Raw genomic sequence first — 18,301 nt, 5'->3', positions numbered from 1 at the left:
CATGGTGCAAGGTGTACCCATGATTGCGATGAAAGATCCGCGCAACGATGACAAGAACCTGTGGGTCGGCTGGGACGAGTATCACCGGCTGATCGAATTGCTGGCGTTGCAGGTGCACGAGTCCGGCTGGAAGTTCGACAAGATCCTGTGCCTCGCGCGCGGCGGTCTGCGCGTCGGCGATCAGCTCTCGCGCATTTACGATCTGCCGTTGGCGATTCTTGCCACGAGTTCGTATCGTGAAGCAGCCGGCACGGAGCAGGGCGAGCTCGACATAGCGCAATACATCACAATGACGCGTGGCGAGTTGCACGGCAACGTGTTGCTGGTCGACGATCTGGTCGATTCGGGCGTGACGCTCGCGCGTGTTCAGCAGCATCTGAAAGAGCGTTATCCGGCGATCACCGCGGTGCGTTCGGCGGTGCTCTGGTACAAGGGCTGCTCGAAGGTGAAGCCCGATTACCACGTGCAGTATCTGCCCACTAATCCGTGGATCCATCAACCGTTCGAGGAATGGGACACGGTGCGTCCGCATAACCTCGGTGCGTGGATCAAGCGCGGCATGCAGCAAGCGCAGGAGTCGTCGGGGGAGTGATGCGCAAGACGGCGCTGAACGTGTTGCGTCGTACCCTGCGCCGTACCCCGCGTAGTCTCGCAAAACGGAGCCCATCGGGCTCCGTTTTTTTATGTGTGGGCCGTGCGCGCCCGCATCGCAAACCGCGCATTGACGATGCCGGCAATGCGGCTCGTGCAGCAGACGCGCTCATATCGCAGTGCTACACTGCGCGGACGATCACGTGGTGTATCCACAACAAGCCGGGCGGCGCCATGCTGGCAGTTTAGAATGGCGGTCGTTTTTCCGCTCAGGGAACGGATTTCCTCGCGTTTATGACAGATAACAATCACGTGCACAAACAGCCTCTGCCTTCCCTCGCTCTCGCTGCGATCGGAGTGGTGTTCGGCGATATCGGCACGAGCCCGTTGTACTCGCTGAAAGAAGCCTTTAGCCCGTCTCACGGCATTCCGCTGACCGATCAATCAATCCTGGGTGTGATCTCGCTGCTGTTCTGGGCGATCGTGATCGTGGTCGGTATCAAATATGTGTTGTTCGTGATGCGCGCGGACAACAACGGCGAGGGCGGTGTGCTCGCGTTGATGGCGCTGGCGCTGCGCTCGCTCGACGAGAAGTCGAAAATGGCCGGCTTGCTGGTGATGCTCGGCATCTTCGGCGCCTGTATGTTCTACGGCGACGCGGTGATCACGCCGGCCATTTCGGTGATCTCGGCGGTCGAGGGTCTGGAGATCGCAGCGCCCCATCTGTCGCATCTGGTGCTGCCGCTCACGATGGTGATCCTCGTGCTGCTGTTCTGGATTCAACGGCACGGCACGGCGATGGTCGGCCGTCTGTTCGGTCCGATCATGGTGCTGTGGTTCGCGGTGCTCGCGGTGCTCGGCCTGTGGCATATCCTGCAGTCGCCGAATGTGATCCGTGCGCTGAACCCGTATTACGCTTACACCTTCATGGCCGCGCACGTGCTGCAGGCCTACGTGGTGCTAGGCTCGGTCGTACTGGTGCTGACCGGCGCGGAAGCGCTGTACGCCGACATGGGCCACTTCGGTGCCAAGCCGATCCGCATGGCGTGGTATTTCCTCGTGATGCCTTCGCTGGTGCTGAACTACTTCGGCCAGGGCGCGCTGCTGATGCACGATCCGAAGGCCATCGAAAATCCGTTCTTCCTGCTCGCACCGGACTGGGCCTTGTTGCCGCTGGTCGTGCTCTCGACCGTCGCGACCGTGATCGCCTCGCAGGCCGTGATTTCCGGCGCCTATTCGCTGACGAGCCAGGCAATCCAGCTCGGCTATGTGCCACGCATGAAGATCCTGCACACATCGGAGCTGGCGATCGGCCAGATCTATGTGCCGGTGGTGAACTGGATGCTGCTGTTCATCATTCTATGCATCGTGATTGCCTTCAAGAGTTCGGACAATCTCGCGGCCGCATACGGTATCGCGGTGACGGCCACCATGGTGATCACCACGATTCTCGCCTGCGTCGTGATGGTGAACGTGTGGAACTGGAACAAGCTGCTGGTGGCGCTGATCATCGGCGTGTTCATGACGGTCGATCTAGGATTTTTCGGCGCCAACCTGCTGAAGGTCGAAGAAGGCGGGTGGTTGCCGCTCGGCATCGGCGCGTTGCTGTTCTTCCTGCTGATGACCTGGTTCAAGGGCCGCATGATCGTGAAGGAGCGCACGGCCGCCGACGGTATCCCGCTCATGCCGTTCCTGCAGGGATTGCTCGCGCATCCGCCACATCGCGTGTCGGGCACGGCGATCTATCTCACCGGCAGCGATTCGCTCGTGCCAGTGAGCCTGCTGCACAACCTGAAGCACAACAAGGTGCTGCACGAGCGCACCATCTTCCTGACCTTCGTGACGCGCGATATTCCGTACGTGAACGACTCGGAGCGTGTGACGGTCAAGGATATCGACGGCGGCCTGTATCTCGTCAAGGCGGCCTACGGTTTCAACGAAACGCCGGACGTGAAGGCGGTCCTGCTCGAAGTCGGCCGCACACGCGACATGACCTTCGAGATGATGGACACGTCGTTCTTCCTCGCGCGCGAAACGGTGGTGCCGACGCAACTGCCGGGCATGTCGGTGTGGCGCGAACGTGTGTTCGCATGGATGCATCAGAATGCCGCGAAGCCGACGGACTTCTTTAGTATTCCGGCTAATCGGGTGGTGGAGTTGGGGACGAAGATCGAGATCTGACGGCTGCCGCTGATTTTCAAGCGCCCCCATGCAGGGCGCAAACAAAAAAGCCCACGCGAATGCGTGGGCTTTTTGTTTGGAGCTTGATCGATCGAGCAATGCGCGCGCTCAACAAGCTCAACCAGCGCGTGAGCGAATCACGCGCCCTAAAAGCAGCAAACTTACTTCTGCTTGAGCTTGGCGAACGCAGCCGCCATTGCGCCGCCCGCTTCCGGCTCGCGCGAGCGCTGTTGCTGTGCGCCGCGTCCACCGCCGCCTGAGCGGCCCGCGCCGCCGCGATCCTGCTGGGCGCCGCCACCGCTGCGCGCCGTTGCCGCGCCGACCTCGTCATCCATCCGCATCGTCAAGGCAATACGCTGACGCTTCACGTCGACTTCCAGCACCTTCACCTTGACGATCTGGCCGGCCTTGACGACTTCATGCGGGTCCTTGATGAACTTCGTCGACATGGCCGACACGTGCACCAGACCGTCCTGATGTACGCCGATATCGATGAACGCGCCGAACGCCGCCACGTTTGTCACGACGCCTTCGAGCACCATGCCCGGCGTCAGATCGCTGACCTTCTCGACGCCTTCGCGGAAGGTCGCGGTCTTGAACTCGGGACGCGGATCGCGGCCCGGCTTTTCGAGTTCGAGCAGAATGTCGCGCACGGTCGGCAGGCCGAAACGATCGTCGACGAATTCCACGGGCGACAGACCGCGCAATGCCTCGCGATTGCCCAGTACTTCACCGACATGCTTGCTGATCTTCGCCAGCATGCGTTCGACGACCGGATACGCTTCCGGGTGAACCGACGAGCGGTCGAGCGGATTCTCGCCGTTATTGATGCGCAGGAACCCGGCTGCCTGTTCGAAGGTCTTGTCGCCCAGACGCGGCACCTTGCGCAGATGCTCGCGCGACGGGAACGGACCGTTCGCATCGCGATAGTCGACGATGTTACGCGCCAGCGTGGCGTTCAAACCCGAGACGCGGGCGAGCAGGGCGACGGAGGCCGTATTCGCGTCCACGCCGACCGCGTTCACGCAGTCTTCGACCACCGCATCGAGCGAACGGGCCAGTTCGCGCTGATTCACGTCGTGCTGATACTGGCCGACGCCGATCGCCTTCGGCTCGATCTTCACCAACTCGGCGAGCGGGTCCTGCAGACGGCGCGCAATCGACACCGCGCCGCGCAGTGACACGTCCATGTCGGGGAATTCCTTCGCCGCGAGTTCGGAGGCCGAGTACACCGACGCGCCGGCTTCGGACACGACAATTTTCTGCAGCTTGAATTCCGGATGACGCGCGATCAGTTCGCTCGCGAGCTTGTCCGTTTCACGCGACGCCGTGCCGTTGCCGATGCTGATCAGTTCAGCCTGCGTCTGCGCGCAGATGCGCGCGAGTTTCGCGATCGAGCCGTCCCAGTCGCGGCGCGGCTCGTGCGGATAGATCACGTCGGTGGCGAGCACCTTGCCGGTCCGATCGACCACCGCGACTTTTACGCCGGTGCGCATGCCCGGATCGAGGCCGATCACGGCCTTCGGCCCGGCCGGCGCGGCCAGCAGCAAGTCTTTCAGATTGCGCGCGAACACGCGGATCGCTTCGTGCTCGGCTTCGTCGCGCAGATTGGTCAGCAGCTCGTTTTCGATGTGCGGCTGCACCTTCACGCGCCAGCACCAGCGGCACACGTCGGAAAGCCATTTGTCGGCCGGACGATTCTGGTTCGCAATGCCGAAGTGGCGCGCTATCAGCGCTTCGCCCGGATGCGGCACCTGCGCGTCGAGTTCTTCGCCCAAGCCCAGCTTGACCATCAGCACGCCCGCATTGCGGCCGCGGAACAGCGCCAGCGCGCGATGCGACGGCACGGTGCGGATGGTTTCCGCGTAGTCGTAGTAATCGCGGAATTTTTCTTCCTCGGCGTTTTCCTTGCCTTCCACCACTTTCGACGACACCACGCCCTGGTTGAACAGGTAATCGCGCAGCTTGCCCAGCAACTCGGCCGTTTCGCCGAACTGTTCCGAGAGAATGTCGCGCGCGCCGTCGAGCGCGGCCTTCACGTCGGCGACGCCTTTCTCGGCGTCCACGTAGGCGGCGGCTTCGGTTTGCGGGTCGAGCAGGGGATTGGCCAGCAGCGCGTCTGCAAGCGGCTGCAGGCCGGCTTCGCGGGCGATCTGCGCGCGCGTGCGGCGCTTCGGCTTGTACGGGAGATACAGGTCTTCCAGCACCTGTTTGCTGTCGGCGCCTTCGATCGCGGCGCGCAGCTCGTCGGTGAGCTTGCCCTGTTCGTCGATGCTGGCGATGATCGCGGCGCGCCGGTCTTCCAGCTCGCGCAGATACAGCAGGCGTTCCTCGAGGTTGCGCAGTTGCGTGTCGTCGAGATTGTCGGTCACTTCCTTACGGTAGCGGGCGATGAACGGAACAGTCGCTCCTTCGTCGAGAAGTTGCACCGCGGCCGCGACCTGGCGCGGCTGGACGGACAGTTCGGCGGCGATGCGCTGTACGATCTTGAGTGCTACGGTTTCCGTCATAAGGTCTTGGTGTTCCTGCGGACTCAGTTCGGGGGCCGCGCGCTGACGCTACGTGAGGGCACGTGAGGCACGTCGGGACAGGCCGGGCGTGCGCGCTGCGACCAGGTTGCTGGAGCGGGGCATTTTGCCATAAATGCAAAAGGGCTCAACCGCAGGGTGATAGAATTTCGGGCATGTTCCGTTGACCCTCTACGACGTTGCCGATCTCCTTGTCCCTCAACTGCCTGGGCTCCCGCTTGGTCTCTCGCCTGTCACAATTGCCGCCGTTTTTGTCGCCGGGTTTGTCTCGTTCGCCGCGCACCTCGCTCGTGTCGGCGCCGCGCTCCGTGTTCAGGTCTGCGTTCCTTTCCAATGGGATGTTTTTCGCGTCGTGCGCGTCGTGTGTGCTGGCCGCCGCGCTGGCCATGTCCGCGCCGGCCGTGGCGCAATCCGTGACGCCGGCGAGCAGCAGCGCCGCGCGGCCCGCAGGCGCCTCGGCGCCGGCCGCCGCATCGGGCGAGCAGGCCATGAGCGCGACGAAGGTGCAGGGCGCCACGAACGCCGAGGGCACGGACAACGCCGGCAACGCGGCAGCGCCGGAAAGCGATTTCGACGCACGGCAAAAAGTTCTGGATCAGCGCACCGAGGAGAACAACTACCGCTACGGCATTGCGGAACACGACTGCTATAGCAAGTTCTTCGTCAACTATTGCCTGAACAAGGCGCGCGACAGCATGCGCTCGGTGCAGGCCGACATTCGCAAGGAACAGCTCGCGCTCGACGGCGAACAGCGCACGCAGCGCGCCCGTGTGCGTGACGAGCAGGCCGCGATCAAGCGCGCGCAGGACGAAGCGAGCGCGCCGCAGCGTGCCGCCGACGACGCGCGCAACGCCCAGGCTTACGAAGACAAGCAGCGTCAGCATCAGCTCGATCAGGCGCAGCGCGCCGCCGAAGCGCCGCAGCGCAGCGCGAATGCGCAGGCCTATCAGGAGAAGCAGCGTCAGCATGCGCTGGATCAGGCGCAGCGCGGCATCAGCCCGTCGCAGGCTGCGGCCAACCAGCAGGCGTACGATCAGAAGCAGGGCGACTTCCAGCGCAAGCTCGACGAGGCGCGTGCGCAAGGCGCGCAGAAGGCGCAGGAGCGCGTGCAGAAGCAGCAGAGCTTCGAGAAGAAGCAGGCGGACGCGGCGCAGCACAAGGCGGACGTGGAGGCGCGTCAGAAACAGGCGGCCGAGAAAGCCGAGCAGAAGCGTCAGGACGCGTTGAAACAGCAGCAACAGGAAGAGCAGCAAAAGCAGCAGCAACAACAGCAGTAAGCGTGCTGAAGGGGCCCTGAGCGTGCGTGACAGGGCCGTAGCCGCCGTAATGCGTTTTAAGCCGGACAGCAACCTCAGGTAGCGGGCTGCACACGTAGCCCGCACCATCGACGAGAGGAGGCGAGCATGCGGGATCAACATCACGTCATCAACGCGGACACACTGCGCGACCGCATTCTGCAACTGGAATCGGAGCATAGTGGGCTCGATCGGTTGATCGACCGAATGTCGGATGAGCCCGGCATCGACGACTTCGAGTTGCAGCGCCTGAAAAAGCGCAAACTCAAAGTCAAGGACACCATCATCTTGCTGCAGTTGCAGCTCGAACCGGACGCGCGCGCCTGAGTTCGCGGCCTGGCAGGCGCCGGGCGCGCGCCGCGCGAGCCGGACTTTGCAGGAAACGCTTGCCTTGAATTCACCGCTTGAAACTTCATCCCGTGCCACGCCGGGCGACGACGCATCAGGAGCCGCTACACCGGCGCCGCGTCCTGCCGCGTCCGCACTGAGCGCGTCGCTGAATCCGCGCCGCGTCGTCGAACTGGACGAGATCTTCGCTGAGAACGGTTTGCTGGCCCGTCAGATCGACGGGTATCGCTCGCGCGCGTCGCAGATCGAAATGTCGCGCGCCGTCGCCGCCGCCATGGAAGCGTCGGGCCGCGCAATGCCCGAGCCGGCCATGTTCGAGGCGCAGAAGCGTCCGGCGCGGCGTCTGCAGGGGGCAGGCACCGACGCCGCCGCCGAAGCCGCTGAGGGCGCGGAATCGGGCGGCCTCGACGGCAGCGAAAACACGCTGATCGTCGAAGCCGGTACGGGCACTGGCAAGACCTATGCGTATCTGGTGCCGGCCATGCTGTGGGGTGGCAAGGTGATCGTCTCCACCGGCACGAAGCATCTGCAGGATCAGCTCTTTCAGCGCGACATTCCGACCGTGCGCGATGCGCTCGCAGTGCCGGTGTCGGTCGCCATGCTCAAGGGCCGCGCGAATTACCTGTGCCACTACTATCTGCAGCGCACCGCGGATAACGGCCGTCTGCCGTCGCGCCAGGAAACCTCGTATCTGCAGGATATCGTGCGCTTCGCGAAGATCACGCGCACCGGCGACAAGGCCGAACTGGCGAGCGTGCCTGAAACGGCCGCGGTGTGGTCGATGGTCACGTCCACACGTGAAAACTGTCTCGGCCAGGAGTGTCCGCATTACAAGGACTGCTTTGTAATGCAGGCGCGCCGCGAGGCGCAGCAGGCGGATATCGTGGTGGTGAATCACCACCTGTTTTTCGCCGATATCATGCTGCGCGATACGGGCATGGCTGAGTTGCTGCCCACCGCCAACACCATCATCTTCGACGAAGCGCATCAGCTGCCCGAGACAGCCACGCTGTTCTTCGGCGAGACGCTTTCGACTACGCAGTTTCTCGAGCTCGCTCGCGATTCGGTGGCCGAAGGTTTGGGGCATGCGCGTGAAACGGTCGACTGGGTCAAGCTCGGCGCGACGCTCGAGCGCGCCGCGCGCGATGTGCGGCTTGCCTTCAAGGAAGACACGGTGCGCTTGTCGATCGGCCAGTTGCCTGACGATCACCCGTTATTCCCCGCGCTCGAAACGCTCGAAACCGAACTCGATGCATTGGCGTCCGCGCTGGCGGGTCAGGCTGAGCGAGCGGAACCGATCGGCGCATGTTTGCGCCGCGCACGCGAACTGCAAGGCGTGCTTGCCGGCTGGACCACGCCGCCCACGCAGACCGAGCGCGAAGCCGCTGACGCCGCCTCTGCGGACGGCAAAACCGAGCGCGCCGACCCGAACGAAAAGGTGCGCTGGATCGAAGTCTTCTCGCATACCGTGCAGTTGCACGAAACGCCGTTGTCGGTCGCGCCGATCTTCGCGAAGCAGCGCGCCGGCGTGCCGCGCGCATGGATCTTCACGTCGGCCACACTGTCGGTGCGCGGCGATTTCACGCACTACGCCGCGCAGATGGGCCTGAACGCGAAACGTTCGATGACGCTGCCCAGTCCCTTCGACTATCCGACGCAAGGGCTGCTGTACGTGCCGCGCAATTTGCCGCAGCCGTCCTCGCCGATGTTCACCGACGCAGTGTTCGACGCCGCGTTGCCGGCGATCGAAGCATCGGGTGGCGGCGTCTTCATGTTGTGCACGACACTGCGCGCGGTGGACCGCATCTCGGCCAAGCTGCGCGATACGATCGAAGCGCGCGGCTGGGACCATCCGCTGCTCGTGCAAGGCGATGCGAGCCGCACCGAGTTGCTGGAGCGCTTCCGTTCCTATGGCAATGCGATTCTGGTGGGCAGCCAGAGCTTCTGGGAAGGCGTGGACGTGCGCGGCGACGCATTGTCGCTGGTGGTGATCGACAAGCTGCCGTTTGCGCCGCCCGACGATCCGGTGCTGTCGGCGCGACTCGATGCGCTGACCAAGAAAGGCTTGAGCCCATTCGCCGTGCATCAGTTGCCGCAGGCCGTGATCACGCTGAAGCAGGGCGCAGGCCGTCTGATTCGCGCTGAGACCGATCGCGGCGTGCTGATGATCTGCGATACACGTCTCGTCGACAAACCGTATGGGCGCCGTATCTGGCAGAGCCTGCCGCCATTCAAACGCACCCGTGAGATCGAGGTCGTGCGCGAGTTCTTCGAAGAGAACGCCGCGCCGGCGCAACAGGCTGAATAGAAGCAATCGACGCCGCTGTAAAAAGCGGCGCCTAAATGACAAAACGCCACGAATGTGAATCCGTGGCGTTTTGCTTTACTGCACGGGAAATCGCGATGACTTCCCGATGCAGTTTTCGCCCAGAGGCGAAACCCTATGCGACAGCTTACTGGCTTGCGCCCGAAGCCGGAGCAGCAGCCGAAGCGGCAGCGTCCGAAGCAGCAGCGCCTGCGTCCGAAGCAGCGGTCGTAGCCGAAGCAGCAGCGTCGCTCGCAGCAGCAGCAGCACCCGAAGCAGCAGCAGCCGAATCCGAAGCTGCGGCAGCCGGTGCCGAAGCAGCAGCTGCGTCGCTAGCCGGGGCAGCGGCTTGGTCGTTGCTCTTGTTGCATGCAGCCAGTGCCACAGCTGCCAACAGGGATGCTACGAGGAGGGATTTCTTCATGATCACGTCCTTTTATGGTTTAAAGGTAAGCAACAGCGCAAAATAAAACCGGTAATGTGCTCCAACACCGACCTGGGCCGCTGGTGGAGAAGCTCTTTTGACGAGCTCGAATCTTCCCTACGGCTTGGGCGGAAATTATATGCACTTTCGTACTGACAATCCATAAATCCGGGGTCAATACGTTGTCTTTCTCATACAAAATTTCACTGTACGGTATAGCAGGCAGGCAGAGTTACGCAAGCTCGCCCACTTGTATCCAGCCCGCACAATACCACTCGTGTAGCCGTGCTGTCACCGACGAATCGTCTGAGAGTGTTACAAAGCGTTTCGCACTCATGCACCGGTGATTTGCGAGGTCAAACCACCACTTTTTTGCGCCGTTAAATGACGTTTCCTCTCCATTTACGAAGAAAAAACGGCGGTTGTACAACAAATTAGTCTTGCGGTCCAGCCGAATACCTGACTTCGATGCCTGACTGATGAAACGGGCTTCATTAAGCGGCCTTTGCGGCGGATCAAAGACGACACTCGGCTTGGGTTCGCTGAGATACGTGCCAAGGAACGACGCAATATCCTGCTCATTCCATTTGACGCCAGCAAGGAGTGCGCCAACCCTATCGACCAACGCCGCGGGCAGCTCGGCCGGATGCTCGACAGCAGGTTGCTGCGGATCTCGATAAAGCGCGTCTGGCTGGCCCGCCGACTCGCCGCGCTCCGCCAGATGATAGAGGAACTGCGCGGTCAATTCGCCCGCGGAAGGCGCGCGAAAACCGATCGAGCAAGTCATGCATTCGCCTTCGGCGATACCGTCGTGCGCGATGTGCGGCGGCAGGTACAGCATGTCGCCCGGTTCGAGCAGCCATTCCTCTTCGGGCTGGAAATTCTGTAAAACTTTCAAAGGCAAATCGGCTTGCAGTGTCAGATCTTTCTGCGCACTGATACGCCAACGGCGCTTGCCTTTTACTTGCAAAAGAAACACATCGTAGGAATCGAAGTGCGGCCCTACGCCGCCGCCGTCGCTTGCATACGAGATCATGAGATCGTCGAGACGCGCGTCCGGCACGAAGCGGAAACGGTCCAGCAAAGCCCGCGCGCGATCGTCGTAGAGATCCACGCCTTGCACGAGGAGCGTCCATGCGCGTTGCTTCACCGACGGCAGTTCGTCAGGTGCGAATGGCCCGTGCTCCATCTGCCATTTATTGCGGAAATGCGTGATCAGGCGTGCTTCGACTTCGTCCTGATCGGCCAGTTCGAAAAATTCGTCGCGCGACAATGGCGACTCAACGTTCGGGATCGCCTGGCGAATCAGCAGCGGTTTTTTTTGCCAGTAGCGGCGCATGAATTGCGACGGCGTCAGATTGCCGAGCAGTGGTGTCGGCGTGTCTGGCGAAGGCGGGAGAACCGGAACAGCCGGCTTTGAAGCCGGCGACAAATTCCGTGCCGAAGCTGCGTCGGCCGGGTGGTCAGTGGGCCGCTTGGGCATCGTATAATGTGAGTTGTATTCTGGAGAATCGAATGAAAATCGCAAAGAACACCGTCGTGTCGGTCGCTTACAAGCTGTCGGATGCGCAGGGCAATCTGATTGAAGAAAGCGACGAGCCGATGGTCTATCTGCACGGCGGCTATGATGGCACGTTCCCCAAGATCGAGGAAGAGCTCGACGGCCACGAGGCCGGCTTCGAGACTCAGATCCAGCTCGAGCCGCAAGACGCGTTCGGTGAGTACGACCCTGATCTGGTGAAGATCGAGCCGCGCAATCGCTTCCCGGAACCGCTCGAAGTCGGCATGCAATTCGAAGGCACGCCGGAAGAAGGCGACGAGGATCTCGATTCGCTCGTCTACGTGGTGACCGATGTCGCGGAAGACAAAGTCGTGCTCGACGGCAACCATCCGCTCGCCGGCATGGCACTGCGTTTCGCGCTGACGGTGAAAGACGTGCGCCCGGCTACCGAAGACGAAATCCAGCACGAACACGCGCATGGCGCCGACGGCCTCGAAGTTCTCGACGAAGACGAGGACGACGAAGAAGACAAGTCAGGGCCCACGCTGCACTGAGCTTGCAGGCATGCCGGGCAGGCTTGAAGAAGCGCCCGGCGTGTGCGGCTGTGAGGCCGGCGCGGGCGGCGTCGAGGTAGCCGGCCCGTAGCCACCGCCGCCCTGATCCGCCGGTATGCGCGGCTGCTGATCCAGTTGCGACTCCCCGGGCGTCTGCAACAGTGGCGGCAATTCCGACGCGGGTCCGAGCGCCGGTACAGCCGGCATCGAGGCGGGCGGTTCATCGTGCGGCAGCACGGGCTGCGCGGTGGGCATCGGCATTTGCTTCGGCACATCGCGCACGCTTACCCGGAACGGCGGTTTTCTGCCGAGATCCGCATCCACCTGAATCCACTGATTAAGACGATCATGCGGCGCGAGCGCGACACGCGTGAGATTCGTCACCAGCATCCCTTTGTCATTGCGTAGCGGCTGATCGATCACGAAGCCGGCGCTCGCACGCTCGTCGTCGCAATGGATCACCAGCACGGGTCCGCGGAAAATCTGCGCGAGCTTCACAAGGCTGCGTTTGAATTCCAGAAAACCATCGCGGCGCGTGTTACGCGCAAAACGTAGCCATGCAAAACGGTCAGGCCGTTCGTAGCGCTCAGGGTCCGGGTCGCCTTGAATGAACACGACAATCGCGCGCGCGTCGCGGCGTTTCGCATATTCTCCCGCGTGTTCCAGCCAGAACGCATTGGCGATCACGCGGTCTTCGAATTCGCCGTTGCGTCCGCCCGCGGTCAGGTAATGATTGTTCGGACTCGGTGCGTTCAGGCCGACGAACACGGTATCGCCCAGTTGCCAGCGCACGTTCTCGCGATATGGACGAAAGCGCGAGACTTCGCTTTCACGCGTCAACGCGATCGGGTTCTGACCCATCGAGGTGGCGTCGGCGAAGAGCGTCTGACGCAACTGATCGAGCCGCTCGATCGGATCGAAGCCGCCGGCTTCGGCCGTGCCGCAATCGGCCCAGTCATGCTGGCCGGGAATGAAGAAGAGGGCGGGTCGTGACGTTTCGAGGAGCGCGTGGCGACGCTCGTAAAGCGCATCGCGGCAGGCTTCTTTCGCGCCCTTCAGATTGCCGTCGTAGACGATGAACGACATGTCGCGCTCGCGGCTGATCGCTTCGATCAGCCGTTGCGTGGGCGCTTCGTCGGCGGCGCTTTGCATCGTGTTGGCGATGACCGCGAAGGTGTAGCGCGGCGTATCGGCGTAGGCCGCCGGCGCGAAACCTGACAGGCCCGCGAACAGTCCTGCGAGCGGCACGCCGCCGCCCGAGAGCGTGAGGGCGAGGGTCAGCGCCGCGCGAAGTTTGCGCGGACGCTGCGAGGGCCTGTGTGCGTCAATGATCCGCATCTGGCGCGGCGGCCAGCTCGTGCAGTTCGTACAGCAGATCGAGTGCTTCGCGCGGCCGCAAATCGTTCGGATCGATGCCGCGCAGACGCTCGACGAGCGCCTGCATAGCTGGCGATGCCGCCGGCTCCGCCTTGGCATCGTCGCGTTCGTCGTCGGCGTCTTCGAGCAGCATCGGCATGGGTGCGGCGAACAGATCGAGTTGCGGCGCGGGTTGCGCGGCTGACTGCTGTTCGAGATGCGCCAGATGCTTGCGCGCCGCGCGAATCACCGCGTTCGGCACGCCGGCGAGTTGCGCGACCTGCAGGCCGTAGCTCTGATTCGCCGGACCTTCGTTGACCGCGTGCAGGAACACGATGCCGTGCCCGTGTTCCACCGCCGACAAATGCACGTTGGCCGCCTGCGGAAATTCCGCCGGCAACTGCGTCAGTTCAAAGTAGTGCGTGGCAAACAGCGTATGGCAGCCGTTGTGCGCGAGCAGATGCCGCGCGATAGCCCACGCCAGCGCGAGCCCGTCGAACGTGGACGTGCCGCGGCCGATCTCGTCCATCAGCACGAGACTTTGCGGCGTGGCGTCGTTCAGGATCGCGGCGGCTTCGGTCATCTCGACCATGAAGGTCGAGCGGCCGCCAGCGAGGTCGTCTGCAGCGCCGATGCGCGTGAAGATGCGATCGATTGGCCCGAATGCGGCGCGCCGCGCGGGCACGTAGCTGCCCACATACGCGAGCAGCGCGATCAGTGCGGTCTGCCGCATGAAGGTCGATTTACCGCCCATGTTCGGGCCGGTGATCAGCAGCAGTTTGCGCTCGGGCGTGAGCGCGCAGTCGTTGGCGATGAACTGCTCGACCTGCGCCTCGACAACCGGATGCCGTCCTTGTTCGATTTCGATGCCGGCGTCCGCCGAGAACGTGGGCGCGACCCAATCGAGCGCGCGTGCGCGCTCGCCGAAGGCGGCCAGCAGATCGAGTTCGGCGAGCGCCGAGGCGACCCGCTGGCAATCCGGGATGAACGGCAGCAGCGCCTGAAGCAGCGCGTCGTACAGCGAGCGTTCGCGGGCGAGCGCGCGTTCCTGCGCGGAGAGCGCTTTGTCCTCGAACGTTTTCAGTTCCGGCGTGATGTAGCGTTCGGCGTTCTTCAGCGTCTGACGGCGGCGATAGTCGTCGGGCACTTTGTCGGTCTGACCGCGCGTGACTTCGATATAGAAGCCGTGCACCTTGTTGTACTCGACGCGCAGATTGCCGATGCCCGTGCGTGCGCGCTCGCGCGTTTCGAGGTCGATCAGGAACTGCCCGCAGTTCTCCGAAATATCCCGCAGCTCGTCCAGTTCCGCGTCGTAGCCGCGCGCGATCACTCCGCCGTCGCGCACCATCGCCGACGGTTCCTGCGCGACCGCGCGCTTGAGCAGTTCGACACAGGCTTGCGGCGGTTCGAGCGAAGCGTCGATGCGCGCCAGCGAATCCGCATTCGACGCAACGGCCGCGAGCTGCGTGCGCAACTCGGGCAACGCAATGAAGGTATCGCGCAGGCTCGACAGATCGCGAGGCCGCGCGGACAGCAGCGCGAGACGCCCGGTAATCCGCTCGATGTCCGAGATCTGCCGCAACGCGCCGCGCAATGAGTCGACGCTTGTGCCAGGCGGCGCGTCGAGCAATGCGCCGATCGCTTGCTGACGCGCCTGCGCCACCGCCGATTCGCGCGGCGGATGATGCAGCCAGTGACGCAGCAGACGGCTGCCCATGGTCGTGCAGCAAGTGTCGAGCAGCGAACACAGCGTGGGCGATTCGGTGCCGCGCAGTGTTTCCGTGAGTTCGAGGTTGCGGCGCGTGGCGGGGTCGAGGCCGATATATTCGGATTCGTATTCGACCTTCAGGCTGCGCACGTGACGCAATTGCTGGCCTTGCGTGGCGGCGGCATACAGCAGCAGCGCGCCGGCCGCGCCACATGCGCAAGTCAGCGAATGCGCGCCGAAGCCGTCGAGGCCCGCCACTTCCAGTTGATCGCACAAGCGCTGCGTGCCCGAGGTGACGTCGAAGTGCCAGACCGGCACGCGGGTGAGGGCGCCCGCATTGACCGGCGGCGTCCAGCTTGCCGAGTCGCTGGGCGTGTCGGACACCAGAATTTCCGCGGGACGAATGCGCTCGAGCGCGGCCGCCACCTGGTCGGGCGCGACTTCGGCGAGGCGCAGCGCGCCGCTCGCCAGATTCAGCCATGCAAGACCGACGCTGGTCGCGACGCCGCGGCGGTTATGCGCCACGCACATGGCCATCAGGTAGACATCGCTCTTGTCGGACAGCAGCGCGGCGTCCGTGAGCGTGCCCGGCGTGACCACGCGCACCACTTTGCGCTCGACCGGGCCCTTCGACGTAGCCGGGTCGCCGATCTGTTCGCAAATCGCGACGGATTCGCCGAGCTTCACCAGCTTCGCCAGATATTGTTCGACCGCATGATGCGGCACGCCCGCCATCTTGATCGGATTGCCCGCCGACGCGCCACGCTGCGTGAGTGTCAGATCGAGCAGACGTGCGGCTTTTTCCGCGTCTTCGAAAAAGAGTTCGTAGAAGTCGCCCATCCGGTAGAACACCAGCGTGCCCGGATGATCCGCTTTAATGCGCAGGTATTGCTGCATCATCGGCGTGTGTTGTGCGACGTCGTTGGCCGCTGCGGTTTGAATGCCCATCCTCGGTATCTTCTTGCGTTAGCTGTTCAGGGCGTGAGTTTAACCTGCCGGCGCGGCGAGCGGACCCTGGCCGGACGGCCAATCTGAACCGCCAATCCACATTGCAGCCCTACGCCGCGGCGACACATCTCGCACGAGCCGCGCCGCGCCCGCTTCACCTGCATGAAGGCGTCATTCTTCCGCCATCGCCCGCATATCCACCGTGCGTTCATTCACCGCGCTACGCCGCTTGGCCAGCCACATCATGAAAGTGATGAAGGTGCCGAACACGACGATGATCCACTGCGCCGGCATCTTCGCCGTGAGCAGCAGCGCGTAGGCGCCGAGCATCAGCAGCACGGCGAGATTCTGGTTGAAATTCTGCACCGCGATCGAATGTCCCGCGGACAGCAGCGTCGCGCCGCGATGCTGAAGAATCGCGTTCATCGGCACGATGAAAAACCCCGAGAGCGCGCCGAGCAGGATCATCAGCGGATAGGCGAGCAGAATGTAGAACGGCAGCACGTACGTGCCGATGCGAATACCCGCGCCCGGCGGGAACAGATCCTTGTTGTAGAACGCCATGGCGATCGCCACCGCGCCGGTCAGAATGCCGACCGGCAACACGCGCAGCGATTTGCGCAACGGAATCAGCGCGGCCGCGGCCGCGGCGCCCACCGCGATGCCGAGACCCGTGACGCCTTGCATGACCGCCGCCTTCGAGAGCGACAGCCCGAGGTTCACGTTGGCCCATTTGAGCACCAGCAATTGCAGCGTGACCGCGCCGCCCCACATCAGCGTGGTTACCCACAGCGCGATCTGCGCGAGTTTGTCGGCCCACAGCACGTTGAAGCAATGATAGAAATCGCCGATCAGTTTCTTCGGTTCGCTCAGGCGATTCTCATAACGCGCGCCGGTGTCGGGAATGAAGATGTTGATCGCGGCGGCGATCGCATACGTCACCATCGTCGCGAACATGGCGAGATCGGCGGAGGAGCGGATCAGCGGCAGATGCGCATGCGCGACGAATTTATCCGCGAAGGTGCTGATCAGCGCGCCGCCCACCATCGTGCCGACGATGGTCGACAGCACGGTGGCCGATTCGAGCCACGCGTTCGCCTTGACGAGTTTTTCCGCCGGCAGCAGTTCAGTGAGGATGCCGTACTTGGCCGGCGAATACGCGGCCGCGCCGAAGCCGACCACGCCGTAGGCAATCATCGGATGAACGCCCGCGATCATCATCAGGCAGCCGCTCGCCTTCAACGCGTTGGAGATGAACATGACGTGGCGCTTTTGCATCGAGTCGGCAAATGCGCCGACGAACGGCGCAAGCAGCACGTACGAAACGGTAAAGAAAATCTGCAGTAGCGGCGTGACCCAGGCGGCCGAGCGAATCACGGAGAGCAGCGCGATGGCCGCGATCAACAGTGCATTGTCCGCAAGCGACGAAATAAACTGCGCCGCGATGATTGTGTAGAAGCCTTTTTTCATGAAGCGGGTCGGAAGCTGCGCGCAAGTCAGGCGCAAAGCAGGGCGCAGCAAAAACGCGCAAAACGCAGCCAGCAATGGAGTGCGCCGGCGCGGCCTTCCGCTTTGTAGCACGAACGCCCGCTGCATGCAGGCGCGCCAACGAAAAAGCGGCCGAAGCCGCTTGTTCATATTCCGTTTGCCGGTGCTGACCCGGCGTCACGCGGGCAAGGCTTACGCAGGTTGCTGACGCGTGCGGCTGTAGCGCGACAGGATCGGGATCATCTGCGCGTAGACCTTCGGGTTGCCCGCGACGATTTCGCCGACGTGCAGGAAATCCGAATCGCCCGTGTAGTTGCCGACCAGGCCACCGGCTTCGGTGATGAGCAGGCTGCCCGCGGCGACGTCCCACGCATTCAGGCCTTGCTCGAAGAAGCCGTCCATGCGGCCGGCGGCGACGTTCGCCAGATCGAGCGCGGCGGCGCCCGGACGGCGCAGGCCGGCGCAGGCTTCGGTCATTTCAGCGAACTGGCGGCCGTACGCTTCGAGGCCGTCCTTTTCGCGGAACGGGAAGCCGGTGCCGATCAGGCCGTCGGCCAGACGGTCGCGCTTGGCCACGCGGATGCGGCGGTCGTTGAGGAATGCGCCACGGCCGCGCGAGGCGGTGAACAGGTCGTTGCGGGTCGGATCGTAGACCACGGCTTGCGTCACGATGCCCTTATGAGCCAGCGCGATCGACACGCAGTAGTACGGAAAACCGTGGATGAAATTGGTGGTGCCGTCGAGCGGATCGATGATCCACTGATATTCGGATTCGTCATCCGACTTGCCGGATTCTTCGGCGAGGATCGCGTGATCGGGGTAGGCGGTCTTGAGCGTGTCGATGATCGCCGCTTCAGACGCTTTGTCGACCTCCGTGACGAAATCGTTGTGCTGTTTCTTGCTGACCTGGACGAGATCGAGGTCGAGCGACGCGCGGGTGATGATCTGTGACGCGCGGCGCGCGGCCTTCACAGCGATATTGAGCATGGGATGCATGAGACTGGATCCTTGTGCCGGGGCAGCACGGCTGCTGGCCGGTAAATGAGCGCTAACCTGCGCTAATTGGGCGCCCTC

The 18,301-nt window shown here is 63.2% G+C and carries 14 protein-coding genes; 6 read left to right on the top strand and 8 right to left on the bottom strand.

From position 1 onward, the window contains the following. Position 1 precedes the first annotated feature (1 nt). Both P0D80_RS08165 and P0D80_RS08160 read left to right on the top strand, forming a co-directional pair. A complete protein-coding gene (locus P0D80_RS08165) occupies positions 2 to 592 on the top strand; it encodes a phosphoribosyltransferase (RefSeq protein ID WP_168794484.1) in 591 nt (196 codons plus the stop codon). A 293-nt stretch (positions 593 to 885) separates the two neighbouring features. After that, positions 886 to 2,772 carry a potassium transporter Kup gene (locus P0D80_RS08160; RefSeq protein WP_408175890.1) on the top strand — a complete coding sequence of 629 codons (1,887 nt, stop codon included), beginning with the start codon at positions 886 to 888 and terminating at the stop codon, positions 2,770 to 2,772. Between the two features lie 161 nt (positions 2,773 to 2,933). Here the strand turns inward: P0D80_RS08160 and P0D80_RS08155 are convergent, their stop codons facing one another. Both P0D80_RS08155 and P0D80_RS08150 read right to left on the bottom strand, forming a co-directional pair. After that, on the bottom strand, positions 2,934 to 5,282 hold the full coding sequence (locus P0D80_RS08155; protein WP_408282695.1) for a Tex family protein: 2,349 nt from the start codon (positions 5,280 to 5,282) through the stop codon (positions 2,934 to 2,936). Positions 5,283 to 5,427: 145 nt separating this feature from the next. Then, positions 5,428 to 5,790, bottom strand: a complete 363-nt coding sequence (locus tag P0D80_RS08150) for a hypothetical protein (protein WP_408283007.1) — start codon at positions 5,788 to 5,790, stop codon at positions 5,428 to 5,430. Here P0D80_RS08150 and P0D80_RS08145 point away from each other — a divergent pair. The 3 genes from P0D80_RS08145 (at position 5,687) to yoaA (ending at position 9,251) form a co-directional block, all read left to right on the top strand. Next, entirely contained in the window at positions 5,687 to 6,577 is an 891-nt protein-coding gene (locus tag P0D80_RS08145) for a hypothetical protein (protein WP_408282692.1), read from the top strand. The genes P0D80_RS08150 and P0D80_RS08145 overlap by 104 nt on opposite strands. 126 nt (positions 6,578 to 6,703) lie before the next feature. Next, positions 6,704 to 6,922: a DUF465 domain-containing protein gene (locus tag P0D80_RS08140; RefSeq protein ID WP_007181361.1), complete on the top strand. Its 219-nt coding sequence runs from the start codon at positions 6,704 to 6,706 to the stop codon at positions 6,920 to 6,922. A 64-nt stretch (positions 6,923 to 6,986) separates the two neighbouring features. After that, entirely contained in the window at positions 6,987 to 9,251 is a 2,265-nt protein-coding gene (gene yoaA, locus P0D80_RS08135; protein WP_408282690.1) for a DNA repair helicase YoaA, read from the top strand. 145 nt (positions 9,252 to 9,396) lie between these two features. On the opposite strand, the gene P0D80_RS08130 is transcribed toward yoaA, so the two are convergent. Then, positions 9,397 to 9,672, bottom strand: coding sequence for a hypothetical protein (locus P0D80_RS08130; RefSeq protein WP_083772052.1), 276 nt, complete (start codon positions 9,670 to 9,672; stop codon positions 9,397 to 9,399). Positions 9,673 to 9,904: 232 nt separating this feature from the next. After that, a complete protein-coding gene (locus P0D80_RS08125) occupies positions 9,905 to 11,155 on the bottom strand; it encodes a JmjC domain-containing protein (protein WP_408282687.1) in 1,251 nt (416 codons plus the stop codon). A 32-nt stretch (positions 11,156 to 11,187) separates the two neighbouring features. Between P0D80_RS08125 and P0D80_RS08120 the strand changes: the two genes are divergently transcribed. Then, complete coding sequence (locus P0D80_RS08120) at positions 11,188 to 11,727, top strand: FKBP-type peptidyl-prolyl cis-trans isomerase (protein ID WP_132373872.1); 540 nt, start codon at positions 11,188 to 11,190, stop codon at positions 11,725 to 11,727. On the opposite strand, the gene P0D80_RS08115 is transcribed toward P0D80_RS08120, so the two are convergent. The 4 genes from P0D80_RS08115 to P0D80_RS08100 form a co-directional block, all read right to left on the bottom strand. After that, positions 11,707 to 13,065, bottom strand: a complete 1,359-nt coding sequence (locus P0D80_RS08115; RefSeq protein WP_408282685.1) for a hypothetical protein — start codon at positions 13,063 to 13,065, stop codon at positions 11,707 to 11,709. The two genes, P0D80_RS08120 and P0D80_RS08115, sit on opposite strands and share 21 nt — an antisense overlap. Beyond that, complete coding sequence (gene mutS / locus P0D80_RS08110; protein WP_408282683.1) at positions 13,052 to 15,739, bottom strand: DNA mismatch repair protein MutS; 2,688 nt, start codon at positions 15,737 to 15,739, stop codon at positions 13,052 to 13,054. Before mutS ends, P0D80_RS08115 begins: the two co-directional genes overlap by 14 nt. 171 nt (positions 15,740 to 15,910) lie before the next feature. Next, entirely contained in the window at positions 15,911 to 17,209 is a 1,299-nt protein-coding gene (lplT, locus tag P0D80_RS08105; RefSeq protein ID WP_408175898.1) for a lysophospholipid transporter LplT, read from the bottom strand. Positions 17,210 to 17,419: 210 nt separating this feature from the next. Further along, positions 17,420 to 18,223 (bottom strand): inositol monophosphatase family protein, encoded by an 804-nt coding sequence (locus P0D80_RS08100; protein WP_408175900.1) that lies wholly within the window; start codon positions 18,221 to 18,223, stop codon positions 17,420 to 17,422. Positions 18,224 to 18,301 lie beyond the last annotated feature (78 nt).

This window comes from Paraburkholderia sp. RL17-373-BIF-A, from assembly GCF_046030175.1.
GTDB lineage: Bacteria > Pseudomonadota > Gammaproteobacteria > Burkholderiales > Burkholderiaceae > Paraburkholderia.
The sequence above is the reverse complement of the archived record's forward strand: the minus strand, read 5'-3'. Positions and strand labels throughout refer to the sequence as shown.